Below are 15,172 nucleotides of genomic sequence, written 5' to 3' on the forward strand. Positions count from 1 at the left end.
GCAGTTGAGTCGCCGCGCAGTTGAGTCGCCGCGCAGTTGAGTCACCGCGAAAGTTGAGTCACCGCGAAAGTTGAGTCGCCGCGCGAGTTAAGTGGCAGCCCGAGGGGGCTCACTCGCTTTGCATGAAGGCGTCGGTCTCGGGCGGCTTTCGCGGCCGCGATTCCGATGCGGCTCCGTCAGGTTCGGCGGGCGGATCGAGCAAGCTCGGGTCCTCCGACAGATTTTGGGCGACCGTGTAGACAGGTCCCTGGGGCGCGTAGGCCTGGTGGACTTCGCTACCGGTCCGTCCGGCAACACTCACGCGATCGTCGGTCAGTTCGATCGACTCCAACACGACGTCCTCGGACTCTTGGCCGTGATACCGCAACGGGATATCCACCAACGCGACGGTTTCCTCGTCACCGGTTTCCCACTGCAGATTCAAATTCGTTCGTTCGGAAAACTGTTTGATCTTTTCTTGAAATTGAGAAAGCGGCAGCGGCAAAGCCCCGGCGCGGATCCTTTGGACACGGATCGCCAAGCAATTGGGCTGGTCGGTCAGTTGGACTTCCAATTCGCAGGACAGCACGGCATCGAACCGTTTGTCCTTGAATCGGGCCGCAATCCGCAACGTGTTTCCATCAATGACGATGCGAGGATCCTGCAACCCACGCGCTCGAAACTCAGGAAACTTCTGCGGCAATTGTTCGACCAACCAGGCGTTCAATTGATCGGCCGTGAAGGACGCCTGCCAATGTCCGAGTTGCCCGACGTCCTCCTGCAGCTGTTGGACTTCGGCTTGCATCCGTTCGCTCGACGCGACCAACCGCTCTCGCGACGGCAGCTCCACCGCACGCTCGTAAAACTCTGGGACCTTGCGTGACTGGCGGAAGGCCCAACCCGCCGCCAGTCCCATCAGGACACATGCGACAGCGCCGACCAGCAAGACTCGCTTGATCCAACGCAGCCACATAAGACAGATTCCTTTTTAAAAGCGGAGCGGTCGGGGCAACCACTGGCGGATTCGTTCGGCGACGCTGGGTCGATCACCATTCCGACTGCCTCGCATGTCCCACGGCTGTCGTGAAGACATCGGAGGTGCCTGGTCAACGTTACCGACCGGTGCTTCCGGATCGGCCGCCGTGTCCGACGCGGCGACGTCTGAACGCGCTGCGTCGGTGCGGCCCGCCGACCCGGCCGGCAGCGGAGCTAACAATGTATCCGATACAACAGCCCGCGACCCGGGTCGCGTGGTCGGCCAGGTTTCACCGGAGTGGTCAAGCAAATGTTGCGCCCAATGATTTTCGATCAACCGCGCGGCGGGCTCCAGTTGTCCGCGTTGCAGACCTTGAATCGCCAAAAACGCTTTTCCCTGCAGCGCGACACGTTCGGACTTTATCGGAAACTGGTCGTGCAGGTGAACGTCGTCGACCCACAACCGTCCCGAAGAAAGGCTGTCGATGGTCAGCCGCACCGTGTCCATTTCTTCCGGCAGCAGTTGATCGGTTTCCAACACAAGGTGGCGGGGCTGCCAACTCCCATCGCAGGGGACGTCCAACTCCGAGAGAAAGCGAACCGGAGCGCCGCGCAACGTTCCTTCCAAGGACACCCGCACACGGTGGGTTGGCTTGCTCGGGGCTACCGCCTGGCCCGACCCCGGGACGTTGATCTCCGAGACCGACCATCCGGCCCGGTCTGACGATTCCGGACCGTCGGTGCCGGCGGGTTTGATGGCCGCACGCAACGCCAACGAAACCGCCAACCTGCCTGAACTGGGGACGGGAATCGGTTCACTGACCAACCACGTCCTCCCAGAAGATCGTTGATCCGTCGTCATCCGAATCGAATGTTGTCCCTCGATCGCCTCTTGGCGGTCAACCACCACGGCCGATTCTGGGAATTGGGTGTGCATCCATCCGACGATCCCCATCTGGCCGTCTAATTCGAACCCGCCGTTGCGAAGTTCCGGGTAGTCGGCCGGCTGCGCCAGGGTCCCAATCTTCTTGACAACTTCACCGATCTGCGACTTCAGCGTTTCCAATGTTCCGGTGCCGCCGACCATGGATGCTTGCCATGACGCGATGCGTACCGAGCCCACCGTGGATTGCAGGCGGACGTTCACGATCGAATTGGGATGCAGCGTCAGCAGCCTCAGGTCATCTGACACGCCTTCGCGAATGCGACAGACCGGTTGCAGTTCGGGGTCGATCTCGCATCGGAACGGGCCGCCGCTGGCGAACCTTACTTTGACATCGGCCGACCACGGCGCGTGATTGATGAACGTCACCGAGGAGTGATCCAAACTTGACGAAGTGCCGCGACTGATCGCGATCGGCTCGATGACCGCCAAGAAGGCCGACGCAGCATCGGACGGTGGCAACCGCCGCACCTGATCGGGACGCGTGCGCAGAAAGCTCAGCCAGCTGGCGTGATGCTGACTGGAAACGGGCGGCGCAATCGATTCGGATTCGATCCAGACGGCTCGGGGATTTTCCCCCAGCATCAGATGGTGCAGTTGAGCGAACTGTGCCGCGACCGTGGATGACGACTCCGGCATCGTTCCCGCGGGTGCCGCAGCGGACGACTCAGCGGACGACACCAACGCCAGGATCGTGTTGTCGTTCGGCGGTCGGATCTCCAGTTCTGCAGGTACCGAGCTGGCGTTCTCCCGAGACGTGGGCGGCGTGGGACCGCTTCCGGAGCGTCTGAGGATCCGCGGAACGAATCCGATCGAGTCGGCATCCTCCGCAACGACCCGGGCGATCTGATCGGCGACGGCATCGTCGGCGATCACCACCAACGGGCCGGAAATCGATTCCAGCAACGATCGGATGTCGTCGCGCGTCGGCGGCTGCTGTCGGTCCCTGGTGCTGAAGTCATCGCGCAAGTCGATCGCCACACCGTCCCAACAGCTCGCAACGGTCCCGAGTTGTTGGATCGCTTGCAGCCTGGCAGGCAGTTGGCTTGCCGGCCAGGCGTCCGAGTCAGGCCGCGTGCCCGGTGATTCCGTCAGGGAAGCCGGTGGAGCGATGGCGTCGACATCGGCGACAAGGCGAACACCTCGGCCGTCCAGCCAACGAAGCATCGCCCGCAACTTCAGTCCGTTGTCTTTGTCATATCGCGTCGCTCCCGCCGAAGACCTGCTCTCGATCAGTCCACCGTGTTCGACGACGCCCGACGGATCCGGCCCCGTGACGGGGACGACCAGGGTGTCAAAGCCGAACCAGTCGGCGACGATCGGAATTCGCGTGGTCGCCTTCCAAAGTCGAAACAATTCGATCGTGGGTGCGGCAAAATCGGATGCTTGGAGCGACGCTTCATAATCTGACGTCAGTTGAGCGGACCAATCGGACGAACGAACTTGGAAATACGCACGCCGCTGCGACGGTTGCGCGGCGGACGCCGGTTCCTTCGCGTCCGGATGGGCCAAGCGGATTGATTCGATTGACAACGGTTGTTCCGTGGCCCGATTCGTGATTCGGATGTATTCCGACCGCCCGCTCGAAAAACACAGCAGATGTTCTTCGCTTCCCCACGCGAATCGTGCCGTCGACAAGTCGACAGCGACTTCACCGGCCAACGGCAGGGTACGGGTGATGACGCGAAAGTCCGGTGCGTCGGAAAACTCGATCAACGCATCCTGCTGCTGGCGATTGACGGTGGGCGCTCCGTACCGGATTGTCAGCCGGTAGGGTTGGTGAGCGGTCTGGTCGGGCAACTTGGCGACAATCGATTCTCCGGATCCCAGTTGCAGGGTGCTGGCGTGTTCCGCATCGGATGCCGAACCGGTCCACGACTTGGTGACCCGCCGGACGTCGGGCACCAGCCGCGACGCGCTTTCGGGGATCGGCGGGATCCAATTGGAAGCGGGCCACTGATCGGCGTTCACCGGTGTGACGGTGACAAACTCTTTCCAACCCGCGGAACGTGCGTTTTCGGTTGCTCCGGGAGTGGCGGTTTCGCCAGCCCCTTCGTCCGCCTCGGCTTCGCCCTGACGTTGATAGATCAGCCAGGGAAACCTGGCCGAAGCCAGCTTGTCGTTGTCGCGCGTGATCTTTGACCACAGCTTGTCCGACGGCGTGAACAGGCTGCAACGAATCTCGTAGACGCCTTCGCGCTCCGGGACCGTTTGCAGCAAAGTCAGCGGTCTGCAATTACCGTCCTGGTCCAACGTCAACGTGCTGCGTTCGCTTCGCACCACAGCCCGATCATCGACCCGCAGCACTTCGTAGACCAGGATCAATTCCTGATCGGCGTGGCCGGCCATCCCCACCACATCGACCGTCAGGGGCTCGCTCTGACCGGCAAGGCTCAGCCCGGCAAGGCTCAGCGGGCCGTCGGCACCCGGATAGCGAACGTTGAAAGGCGAGGCCGAGGCGACCGTTGAATCACTGGCCGTTGAATCACTGGCCGATGATTCGACAACAGGGGTCGCCGCCAGGTCCTCGGCCGCCGGACAAGATGGGCGGTCGTGTCCCAACAGCAAGACGCCCGTCAGAAAGACCGATCCGACAAGACGCGTGAGACCGGCAACATGTGGACATCCGTGTCCGAGCATGACGCATTCATGGGCATTGGCGGAGGGTGGAGCGTAAGCCGACGCGCCACCCTAGCGATCCGAACCGTCCTCGGGCAAGACGAATCGTTCCCGAATCCACTGACCGGCATCGTCCAGTGTCGTTTCGGCACTGCGAATCTGATATCCGATTTCCTGCATCGCCCGTTTGCTGTCATACCAATGGTACTGGGCGCTCATCGCCACTCCGGCACTGTTGACGTCCTTCTCGCTTCCGGTCAACCAGGTCCAACCGTCGCCGGCCAGCCCGGCCAGGTACTGCATGCCAGGTCCGGCCGCGCGAATCGGTGGTCGACGGCCCACACGCCGCGCCATCTCTGTCCACAATTGCTGGTAGGTCAGGTTATGCCCGGCCAGGATGTATTGGCGACCCGAGTCGACATCGGTCCGCATCGCCGCGATGGTCGCCGCCGCCACATCGCGAACGTCGCACAGACTGCACCCGCCCGAAGGCGAAACGGGTTTCCAACCGCGTGACAATTCCAACATCATCCGTCCGCTGCTGGGCTTCCAGTCGAACGGACCGAGCATGAACCCGGGATGCACGATGACCGCGTTCAAGCCCTGACTGACCGCTTCCAGAACGACTTCGACGGAAGCCCGCTTACTTTGCACGTAACTGCACGGGATCTGTCCGCCGGCATGCTCCAGCGGCGTGGTTTCGTCGGCGACGGTGCGACGGGACCCGACGGCCAGTGTGTTGACCGTTCCCACATGCACCAGCTTGCTGCGGTGCCGCAAACAGGCCTGGGCAATGCGGCGTGTCCCCTCGCGATTGATCCACATCGACTCTTCCAAGTGCTTCCATCCCAAGTGGATCATCGCCGCGGCATGGATCACCGCGTCGCACCCCGCGATCGCCGCTTCCAAAACGTCCACGTCCGAGTCGCCATCGACTCGGTTCCCGGTACCCGGGTTGCCGGCGATGGGCGGGTTGGTTTGGTCACGGAAGGCTGGTTTGCCCTGCTCCGAAACGTCGGCAGCATCTGCGTCGCCAGGTTTTTGGGTTGATTCCGGATTTCCCGGCGGGGTTGGTGCGAGTTCCGCGCGTAGCAGTTCGACATCCAGATCCGCAAACACCTCCGGCTCCGGTTCCCCCCGGACCAACGCCACCACCTGGTCACCATCGGCCAACAACTGCCGGATGATGTTGTTTCCCAACAGTCCGGTACCGCCGGTGACAAGGACACGCATGTTTTGAGTTGGCTCGCTGGTGGTGGGAGCGGGTGATTCGGACGGCGGGCTGTGATGCCCGGGCGGTAATGCCCGGGCGGTAATGCCCGGACAGTGATTCCCGGACAGCGATGCCCGGACAGCGATCAGGTTGTTCGCAGGGCCGTCGCGGCAATTCTCCGCGGACGCTGCAAACCGGACATCCCCGGGAATCGATATTCGGACGGAAACGGCCCTTTTTTAAGGGGGCCGAAAGGCGCCTTAAACGCGAGCGAAGACCGCGTGAAGATCGATTTTTCGGGAAAATGAACGCCAGGTCGACAGGACCCAGAGTCTCGTCGAAAAGTTGATGAATTGACAACCGCCCACTTCGTTGACCACCCTGTCGGCCGCGTAATTGCAGTGGCCCTGGATCCGGACGGCCCCGCCTGACAGATCTGACCCCTTTCCAATCCCGTCGCCCTGCCTCCGGGCACCGCGGCGTCGGGCCGGCCACTGAACCGTGTTTGATGAGAGAACTGCATGTCGCAAGACAAGCTTCAAATGATGCGTGACGCAGGACCGAGTGTTCTGCCCAGCCTGCTGCTATGCGATTTCGGCGACCTGAAAGGTGAACTGGATCGACTGCGCGATGCCGGGACCCAGGTCTTGCACTTGGACGTCATGGACGGACACTTCGTTCCCAATCTGACGTACGGCATGCCAATCGTCGAAGGATTGCGTCGCCACACGGATCTGCCGCTTGACGTGCACCTGATGATTTCCGATCCGCTTCACTACGCCCGACCGATGGCCGAAGCGGGCGCCAGCTCGCTGACGTTTCACGTCGAAGCCGTTCAAGACGCCGAGCAGGTCGCGGGAGAAATCCGCGAACTGGGCGTCGGTGTGGGCGTGGCGCTCAATCCGGAAACCCCGTTGTCGGATTTGGACGCCTGTCTGCCGCTGGTGGACCTGGTGTTGGTGATGAGCGTTGACGCGGGGTTTGGCGGCCAAGCGTTCAATCCCGTGGCGCTGGAAAAACTGGCAACGCTGCGGGAATCCCACCCGCACCTGTTGCTCGAGATTGACGGTGGGATCAATTCGGAAACGATCGGACCGGCGCGTGCCGCCGGATGTGACTTGTTCGTCGTCGGATCCGCGATCTTCAAACAACATGATTACTCCGCCGCTATCTCGGCCCTCGAAGCCGCGATCGAAGGAGCCAACGTCTGATGCGTACTGCAACTTTGACCAACGTGCTACTCGTCCGTCCCGGCGCCACCGAGTTCGATGAACAGGGCCGAATGAAAGGCAGCCTGGACATGCCCCTGAGCGATCGGGGAGAGGCACAAGCCGAACACCTCGCCAAAGAATTGTCGGGCGTGGAAGTCAAGGCGATCTTTTCGTCACCCTGTGAATCCGCGCGGGAGACCGCTCGACGTTTGGCCCGACAGCAACACCTCGCCGGCCGCGACGTGAAGGTGAAGGTGATCGACGCTTTACGGAACATTGATCACGGCTTGTGGCACGGCAAGCTGATCGACGAAGTGCGACGCAATCACCCGCGATTCTATCGTCAGGGCGAGGACTTTCCCGAAGCGTTCTGTCCGCCCGGTGGTGAACCCGTTGGCGATGCCAAGGCGCGTGTCGGCAAGGCCCTGCGAAAATGCGTCAAGCGGGCCCGCGAAGGCGTCATCGCCATGGTCATCCCCGATCCGATGGCCACGGTCGTCGAAAGCATTCTCAGCGGTGACGAACTGAAGAGCGTGTGGGACAGCGAAACCGATTCGGCAAGCTGGTCGATGATCGAAACCGAATTGGGCTGATCGGTTTCTTTTCCGATCCGTTCCTGCGTCGTCGCGAGCTCCTCCGCGATCCTCTGGCTTGCAGGAGGGTGAATCGCGGGCAGCACGGCTTCAACGCAGCAGGCTCGCTCCACATGCATTGGCCCAATCGGGCTGGAACGTTCCCAGTCGCGTCGCAACATCGCCGGCCGGCAACGTCGACAACAAGCCGACGACTCGGTCAATCTCGTACCACAGCGCCGCGGACGTCATCGCCGCAATATCGACCACGGGCAATCGGTCGTAAGCCGACGCCGACATCGATTCCACCACTTGATCCACCAGCGCGTTACACCAGCTGTCCACGGCGACCGCATTGGCCCCCAGGGCGATCAACTTGACCACGTCGTCGGCCGAAATCGGTCCGGGAACCACCCACAGCGGCAAGTCGCCCGCCTGGTGCTCGTCCATCAACTGTCGGACCCGCCGAACCTGCCCCGCCAGTTCAAGCCCCGACAGTCGGGCTTCATCAAAGCGGATGATCAAACCGTCGGGCTGGGACACCAGCGCCGAACTGATCTCCTCCTCCAAGTGAAACGGACCGATGGACACCAACACCGCCGCTGTCGGTGCGAGCATTCGCAGCTGGTCCAATTTGACGGCCAACTGTTTCAATGAAACGACATCGGGCGGAAAACTGGACACGGCCACATAGCCGCCGCCGCTGACGGGTTCGTTCTCTGCCGGTCGTTCCCAACGGCTCATCTGATCCGGCGAATAGGCCAACCGTCCGGAACCGTCCCGCGACGGCGACAACCTGACGTCGATGACTTGCGCCCCATCGAAATCTTCGACCAACAAACCATAGCGCTCAATCCGATAAGGCGTCATCCGAGGCAAGTGAATGGGACGCTGAACATCTGTCTGCGCGTCGGTTTCACTCGCGTCATCCTCGCCCGCCGGTTCGACCACACGCATCAGTTCGATCGGATCATCCTCGGTTTGCAGGTCACGGCGCAACGCGGAAACCATCACGTCCTGGCCAGCCACCGCGGCGGCCAAACGGTCGGCGAGGGCGGGCTGCAGCCGAATCCACGCCGGCTGGTACCAAAACAGCGGCATTTGCACAGGGACCTCCGCCCCATCGGGCCGTTTGATGGCCGACGCGACCGGATTCAGCTGCCCGGGCGACCAGCTGGTAAAGGCGCGGGGCGGCAACAATTGCAGCGGAGCAAGTCGATGATTCATGCGATGGGGTTCGATCCAGTTTTGAGGGCCCAAGTCAAAATTCGCTCATCGCCAGTTCGGGACGACTTCTCCGCGCGCCGCCTTTTCCGCTTCCAGTTTGGCAATCGGGACCACGCGTCGAAACTCCGATGCGTCGCCGCGGATCCCCGCGCTGATCAATAGCAAGCCCAACTGAACCTCCTGCTTCTTCCGCAAAGGAGCTTCCGTCACACCGGCGGAGAGGCTGGCGGCCTGTCCCCGGATGAACACCGAAACATCGCTGCGGGCGTCCCCCAGGTTCTCGCCGGCGTCACCGCCAATCACGATCGTTCCGGAGATCGCCCCGGAGCCCGCATCGTTACCCACATTCCGCCGGACGAAAATGCCTCCGCCCCGCAACATCGCACCGACGCGATCGCCCGCCGAACCATAGACGCCCAACGTCCCGCCAATCATGCCCACTCCGGCCGCATGCCCCGCATTGCCCCGAACACGCACCGAACCGCTGAGCATGCCGTCGCCGACACCGTGGCCGACGTCGCCAAACACCTTGGCGATGGCTTGGGCATTGAAGGCAAAAGCGTAGTCCCCCAACGTCCCGCGAACCCGGAGCTTGACCGGGTGGTCCAAACGCATCATCGCCCCGTGCTGGCCCTCCGCGCCGACGATCTCGACGCGCGTCATTTCCTCCTCGTCCAACGCCGGCGGCACCGTGGCGATGGCCTGCACCAGTTCGCTTGCCGACAGTTCGTTCATCAAAAACTCGTGTCGCGTCGCACCGCCGCCCAACAACATGCCCGAATCGCGGTCAAAGCCGACCGACGAATCCGTCATGGTTTTGGGTTCAAGCGGCAGCTGGCCCCGACGGGCCGCTGGCGTTGATTTGGCGGAAGCCTGTTTTTTTGCCATCATCAATTCGTGATCGTGGTCGACAGCCGCGGTGTCGATCGATCACGTGCGCTCGGGTGTGATGTGCGGAAAGAAAAGACGTTTCGTGACTGCGAAAATCAATCGGGGTCAGACGGCACCTCGGATTCCGGTGGACGGGTGAGGATTTCTCGGACGATGCATTCCATCTTAACGGCTGCGGCATCGCCTGCCTGCAATACATCGGCGTGATCGGCGACGATCGGCCGATCGGGGTCTGCTACGTTGCTAACAATCGACAGGGCCAACACCGCCAGCCGGCACTGGGCCGCTGCCAGGACTTCCGAAACCGTGCTCATCCCAACCACGTCGGCTCCCAATCGTCGCATCATGCGGTATTCGGCACGGGTCTCATAATTCGGCCCCAAGGTCGCCAGGTACGTCCCTTCCTGGGCACAAAATCCCTCGCGGCGGGCCGCGGCAAGCGCGGTCCGAGCCAACGGCCGGTCATAGACGTCGCCGTCGCGGCCGGGAATTTCAGTGCCGGACCGCGGCGGGTTCTCCGCCTGCTCCGGTTGCCGCCGGCAATGCAACCAATTGATGTGATCGCGGATGACGACGATGTCACCGACGCGTAATCGCGGGTTGACCCCGCCCGCGGCGTTGCTGGTGATCAAGGTCCGCACTCCCAGCGCCGCCATCACCCGGACCGGAAAACGCACCTGGGCCTCTGTCCAACCCTCATAGCGGTGCAGCCGCCCGGCCATCGCGATCACCCGCGTCCCCATCAGATCCCCGACGATCAATTGCCCCCGGTGTCCGGCCGCGGTCGATCGGGCAAAGCCATGAATCTCCCCAAACGGAATCGATCGCACCGGGGCGATGCGATCGGCGAGAGCTCCCAACCCGCTTCCCAGAACGATCCCGGTGGTTGGCAGTTCGGCCGGATCGACGTGCGGCCGAGCAAGATCTGAATCGGCAGCATTTGGGTGGGCAGGACTTGGGCGACCGATCCGCCGACAGATGTCGTCAACGGCCTGCCGGACGTCGGGGGACGGGGAACCGGGGGGAGTCGATTGGCAAGTCATGCGACGCGCGTCTGACCTGCCTGGACAACCAATCCGCCGACCAGGGTTTCCAACTTGGGCGCCGCGCTCTGGGCCGTGGCGATGATCTCCTCCACGTTGGCCGGTTTCAGCGAATCGGGCAGACACATGTCGGTGATCACACTGACTCCGACCACCTTAAGTCCACAGTGGACGGCAACGATCGTTTCGGGAACCGTGCTCATCCCGACCACGTCGGCACCAATGGTGCGCAGAAACCGATATTCGGCGCGTGTTTCCAGATTCGGGCCGGCGACCGCGACAAACACGCCCTTGTGCAGCACCATGTCTTCCCGCCGCGCCAGCGCCATCGCCCGATCAATCCATTGCTGGTCATACGGCTCACACATGTCGGGGAAACGGGGCCCCAAGCGATCGTCGTTGATTCCGATCAACGGATTGTCACCCATCAAGTTGATCTGGTCTTCGATCATCATGATGTCGCCGCCTTGGTAATACGGATTCAGACCTCCGCAGGCGTTGCTGACGATCAACAATTCCGCGCCCAACCGCTTGAAGACACGGATCGGCAAGGTGATCTGTTTCAACGAGTAGCCTTCGTACAGATGAAAGCGGCCTTCCATCGCCATCACGGGGACCCCACGGTAATGGCCGCAAACCAGCCTGCCACGGTGCCCCGTCGCGGTGGACGTCGGAAAGTGCGGAATGTCCCCGTAGTCGATGCTGGCTTTGACGTCGATCTTTTCAACCAGCCCGCCCAGTCCCGTCCCCAGCACGATGGCCACGCGTGGTGTTTCGTCGAACTCCTTGCGAATCACGGCGACGGCGTCTTCAATTTTTTCGTACAGATCAAGCATCGGATCAGAGTGGAAAGCGGGCGGAATAAAGGAAGTGGATTTCGGCTGCCGGGAACCCTCTCGGGCCGCCGGGCAGACCGATCCGTTTCGGCCGGCCCGATGATAACGCACCGCCGGATCACTGCCACGGCGTGGGTGAATTGTTAGACTTTGGACCCGCGCCGCATCGCCCCCACCATCCAACGTTTCCAAACACGGACGGTCACTGACACATGACTTGCCCCGATCCAGCGGATTTCGAAAAACTGGCATCGTTCTATTTGGGACGTCAATACGATTTGAGCAATCGTCAATTGCTGGATCACCTGCTGATGTACGACGCCAAGGATCTGTGCACGCACGCCATGTGCGTGGGGATGACCGGCAGCGGCAAAACCGGGCTGTGCCTGTCGCTATTGGAGGAAGCCGCCCTGGACGGCATCCCCGCCATTTGCGTGGACCCCAAAGGCGATCTGGCGAATTTGATGCTGACGTTCCCCGACCTGAAACCGGAGGACTTTCAGCCCTGGTTGCAGCAAAGTGAAGCGACGCGGCGGGGGATCACGCTCCAGGAGTTCGCTCAACAGACGGCGACGTCGTGGGCCGAAGGCTTGGCATCCTGGGGGCAGTCGCCGGATCGAATTCGAGCCCTCAAGGACGCCGCCGAAGTCTCCATCTACACACCGGGCAGTTCGATCGGGTTGCCCCTGACCGTGTTGAAGAGCTTTGACGCACCAACGCCCGAAGTCCGGGCGGACACCGAAGCCCTGGGCGAGCGGATCACCGCGGCCGTGTCCGGGTTGCTGTCGCTGCTGGGCATGAACGTCGATCCCCTGACGTCCCCCGAACATATTTTGATCGCATCGATCCTGCGTCATCAGTGGCTCTCGGGCAAGAACGTCACCATCGGCGGCCTGATTCGTCTGATCCAATCTCCTCCACTGGACCGCGTCGGCGTTGTGGACCTGGACACGTTTATGCCCGTCGCCGACCGGGCAGCGTTGGCGATGAAATTGAACAACCTGCTGGCCTCCCCCGCATTCGCATCGTGGCTGGAAGGCGAATCGCTGTCGATCCAGCGGTTGCTGCACACCGCCGACGGAAAACCCCGGTTGTCGATCCTGTCGATCTCGCACCTGAGCGAAAGCGAACGGATGTTCTTCGTCACCATCCTGCTCAATGAGTTGGTCACCTGGATGCGAACCCAGACCGGGACCAGTTCGTTGCGAGCGTTGTTTTACATGGACGAGGTCGCCGGCTACTTCCCGCCGGTCGCCAAACCGCCCAGCAAACCGCCGATGCTGACGTTGTTGAAACAGGCCAGGGCGTTCGGCCTGGGCATCGTCCTGGCCACGCAAAACCCGGTCGACCTGGATTACAAGGGACTTTCTAACATCGGCACCTGGTTCCTGGGACGTCTGCAAACCGAACGAGACAAGGCGCGCGTCCTGGAGGGCCTGGAAGGCGCGGCCGGCGAGTCGGGAACGACATTCGATCGTGGAGCGATGGAACGGATCCTGGCTTCACTGGGCAAGGGGGTGTTTTTGATGAACAACGTCCACGACGACGCCCCGGTCACCTTCCAAACACGCTGGGCAATGTCCTTCCTGGCCGGCCCCCTGGCGCGGCGGCAGATCGCCGATCTGATGGCCGAACAAAAGCAGACCCGACGGAACCGGCTGGAACAGGCCGGGGAGTTGGTCGAATCGGAAGCGGCGACGGTCGCCCGACCCGTCGTGCCGGCCGGAATCGATGAGCTTTTCCTGGAGAGCTGGCAATCGCCGCAGGCGGACGCGAAACGGGTGTACCGCCCGGCGCTGCTGGGCGAAGGCTCGCTGCACTTCATCCGGGCCAGCGCCGACTTGGACCGCTGGCACGACACCCGCCGCATCCTTCCCTGCACCGCCGAAGGCTTCCCTGACACGCTGTGGGAAATCAGTCAAGCTCTCCCGCCGGAGAATGAGTTGCTTACCGATCCCGAACCGGGAATCGCGTTCAGCGAACTGCCCGCGACGGTCGGCGGCAAATCCAAGTTCCGAAGTTACAAATCGCAATTCAAAGACTTCCTGTACCGCCACTGCACGATGACGCTGTACAAGTGCCCGGGGCTGTCCGGCTACGCGCCCGGCGGCAGCACGCGTGCCGAAGCGCGACTCCATTTCCAACAGCTCCTGCGTGAAAAACGCGACCTGGAAACGGAAAAGCTGCGGGCGAAATACCAGAGCAAGATGGAGTCGCTGGAAAAGAAGATCCGCACGGCCGAGGACCGGGTGCGGCGTGAAGAATCACAATACGACCAGGCCCGCTGGTCCACCCTGGTCTCGGTCGGTTCGTCCATCCTGGGTGCGTTCGTCGGCGGTCGCCGCGGCGGCGTCGCCACGGCAGCCCGCGGCGTCGGTCGCGCATCGCAACAGCGGGACGACGTCCTGCGCGCCGAGCAGGCCGTCGAACTGTTGCGAGACGATCTCCGCGAATTGGAACACGATCTGCAAAATGAAATCCGGGAACTGGCCGAGTCCTGTGACATCGACCACATTGAATTGGAATCGACGGACATCGCCCCTCGCAAAAGTGATTTAAAAACCGACGACATCGCCGTGTTGTGGACACCGTGGCAAGTGGACGACGCGGGAATTGCCATCCCGTTGTTTGACACCCTCCCCGCCGGGAACAGCCAACCGGACCACGTCGGCTGAACAAGCGTGACGCATTGACCGGCCCTTGGGCGCCGATTAGGCATTTGCCATTGGCCAGGCCTTTGCTATTGACCTGGCGTTTGAGATTCATCTGGCCCTTGGCGTCGTCACTCATTCACACAACGCCCCTCCCCCATGAGCATCCGATGAAAGACTTTCAAATCATCCCGACCGACGATGAACTCGAATCGCTGCAGCGTGACCTGACGTTTCATCCGGCGGGAGTCGAGCACCCCGAAACCCTGTCGGCCGACCAGATTCGCCACTTCAACGATCGAGGCTACATCGCCCCGCTGGAGATCTTCACGGCGGATGAAATCGGAAAGATTCGGGAATACTTCGACGACCTGTTGCGGCGGGTCACGGCCGGCGGCGGAGACAGCTACTCGATCAGCTCCGCCCATCTGAAGTACGGGCCGGTCCATGACCTGTTGACCGATGCCAGGATTGTCTCACCGGTTAGCGACCTGCTGGGCGAGAACGTGATCGGATGGGGATCCCACTTTTTCTGCAAGATGCCCCGCGACGGCAAAAGTGTCGCCTGGCACCAGGACGCCAGCTACTGGCCGCTGTCACCCAGCAAAGCAGTCACCGTGTGGTTGGCAATCGACGACGCCGATCAGGAGAACGGGTGCATGAAGTTCATTGCCGGCTCGCACACCAAGGGACACATGACCTACCGTCCCAGCGACTCCACCGAGCACAACGTGTTGAACCAAACGATCGATGACCCGGAGCAGTATGGCGAACTGGTGTATGACCCGCTGCGGGCCGGCCAGGCTTCCATTCACGCCGACCTGCTGTTGCACGGCAGCGAAGCCAATCACTCCGCGCGGCGACGCTGCGGTCTGACGCTCCGTTACTGCAGCGCGGACGTTCACGCCGCGCTGGGCTGGAACGAGAAAGGCGTCTTCGTTCGCGGCGCCGATCCCAGTGGCCACTGGAGCAATCAACCACGACCGGCGGACGCCTGATCTCGACCCGATGG

11 protein-coding genes are annotated in these 15,172 nt (G+C 62.1%); 4 read left to right on the top strand and 7 right to left on the bottom strand.

Annotation, left to right across the window (positions count from 1 at the left end; all coding sequences use genetic code 11):
- Positions 1-109 precede the first annotated feature (109 nt).
- The 3 genes from FYK55_RS22445 to FYK55_RS22455 are packed head-to-tail and all read right to left on the bottom strand — an operon-like array spanning position 110 to position 5,749.
- Entirely contained in the window at positions 110-952 is an 843-nt protein-coding gene (locus FYK55_RS22445; protein WP_150078856.1) for a hypothetical protein, read from the bottom strand.
- Positions 953-967: 15 nt separating this feature from the next.
- Positions 968-4,537, bottom strand: coding sequence for a hypothetical protein (locus tag FYK55_RS22450; protein WP_150078857.1), 3,570 nt, complete (start codon positions 4,535-4,537; stop codon positions 968-970).
- 51 nt (positions 4,538-4,588) lie between these two features.
- Positions 4,589-5,749 (bottom strand): NAD-dependent epimerase/dehydratase family protein, encoded by a 1,161-nt coding sequence (locus tag FYK55_RS22455; protein WP_150078858.1) that lies wholly within the window; start codon positions 5,747-5,749, stop codon positions 4,589-4,591.
- A gap of 501 nt (positions 5,750-6,250) precedes the next feature.
- On the opposite strand from FYK55_RS22455, the gene rpe reads away from it, so the two are divergent.
- Positions 6,251-6,940: a ribulose-phosphate 3-epimerase gene (gene rpe, locus FYK55_RS22460; RefSeq protein ID WP_150078859.1), complete on the top strand. Its 690-nt coding sequence runs from the start codon at positions 6,251-6,253 to the stop codon at positions 6,938-6,940.
- Entirely contained in the window at positions 6,940-7,533 is a 594-nt protein-coding gene (locus tag FYK55_RS22465; RefSeq protein WP_150078860.1) for a histidine phosphatase family protein, read from the top strand. The genes rpe and FYK55_RS22465 overlap by 1 nt, the downstream gene beginning before the upstream one ends.
- A 90-nt stretch (positions 7,534-7,623) precedes the next feature.
- Here FYK55_RS22465 and FYK55_RS22470 read toward each other — a convergent pair whose 3' ends face one another.
- The 4 genes from FYK55_RS22470 to FYK55_RS22485 form a co-directional block, all read right to left on the bottom strand.
- Positions 7,624-8,739, bottom strand: a complete 1,116-nt coding sequence (locus FYK55_RS22470; RefSeq protein ID WP_150078861.1) for a hypothetical protein — start codon at positions 8,737-8,739, stop codon at positions 7,624-7,626.
- Between the two features lie 45 nt (positions 8,740-8,784).
- A complete protein-coding gene (locus FYK55_RS22475) occupies positions 8,785-9,630 on the bottom strand; it encodes a tributyrin esterase (RefSeq protein ID WP_235908904.1) in 846 nt (281 codons plus the stop codon).
- A gap of 95 nt (positions 9,631-9,725) precedes the next feature.
- Positions 9,726-10,673, bottom strand: a complete 948-nt coding sequence (locus tag FYK55_RS22480) for a purine-nucleoside phosphorylase (RefSeq protein ID WP_150078862.1) — start codon at positions 10,671-10,673, stop codon at positions 9,726-9,728.
- Positions 10,670-11,509 (bottom strand): purine-nucleoside phosphorylase, encoded by an 840-nt coding sequence (locus FYK55_RS22485; RefSeq protein WP_150078863.1) that lies wholly within the window; start codon positions 11,507-11,509, stop codon positions 10,670-10,672. Before FYK55_RS22485 ends, FYK55_RS22480 begins: the two co-directional genes overlap by 4 nt.
- A gap of 212 nt (positions 11,510-11,721) precedes the next feature.
- On the opposite strand from FYK55_RS22485, the gene FYK55_RS22490 reads away from it, so the two are divergent.
- Both FYK55_RS22490 and FYK55_RS22495 read left to right on the top strand, forming a co-directional pair.
- Entirely contained in the window at positions 11,722-14,184 is a 2,463-nt protein-coding gene (locus FYK55_RS22490) for an ATP-binding protein (protein ID WP_150078864.1), read from the top strand.
- A 146-nt stretch (positions 14,185-14,330) separates the two neighbouring features.
- A complete protein-coding gene (locus FYK55_RS22495; protein ID WP_150078865.1) occupies positions 14,331-15,158 on the top strand; it encodes a phytanoyl-CoA dioxygenase family protein in 828 nt (275 codons plus the stop codon).
- The last annotated feature ends 14 nt before the right edge of the window (positions 15,159-15,172 follow it).

The organism is Roseiconus nitratireducens (genome assembly GCF_008629675.1).
In the GTDB taxonomy this organism is placed as follows: Bacteria; Planctomycetota; Planctomycetia; order Pirellulales; family Pirellulaceae; genus Stieleria; species Stieleria nitratireducens.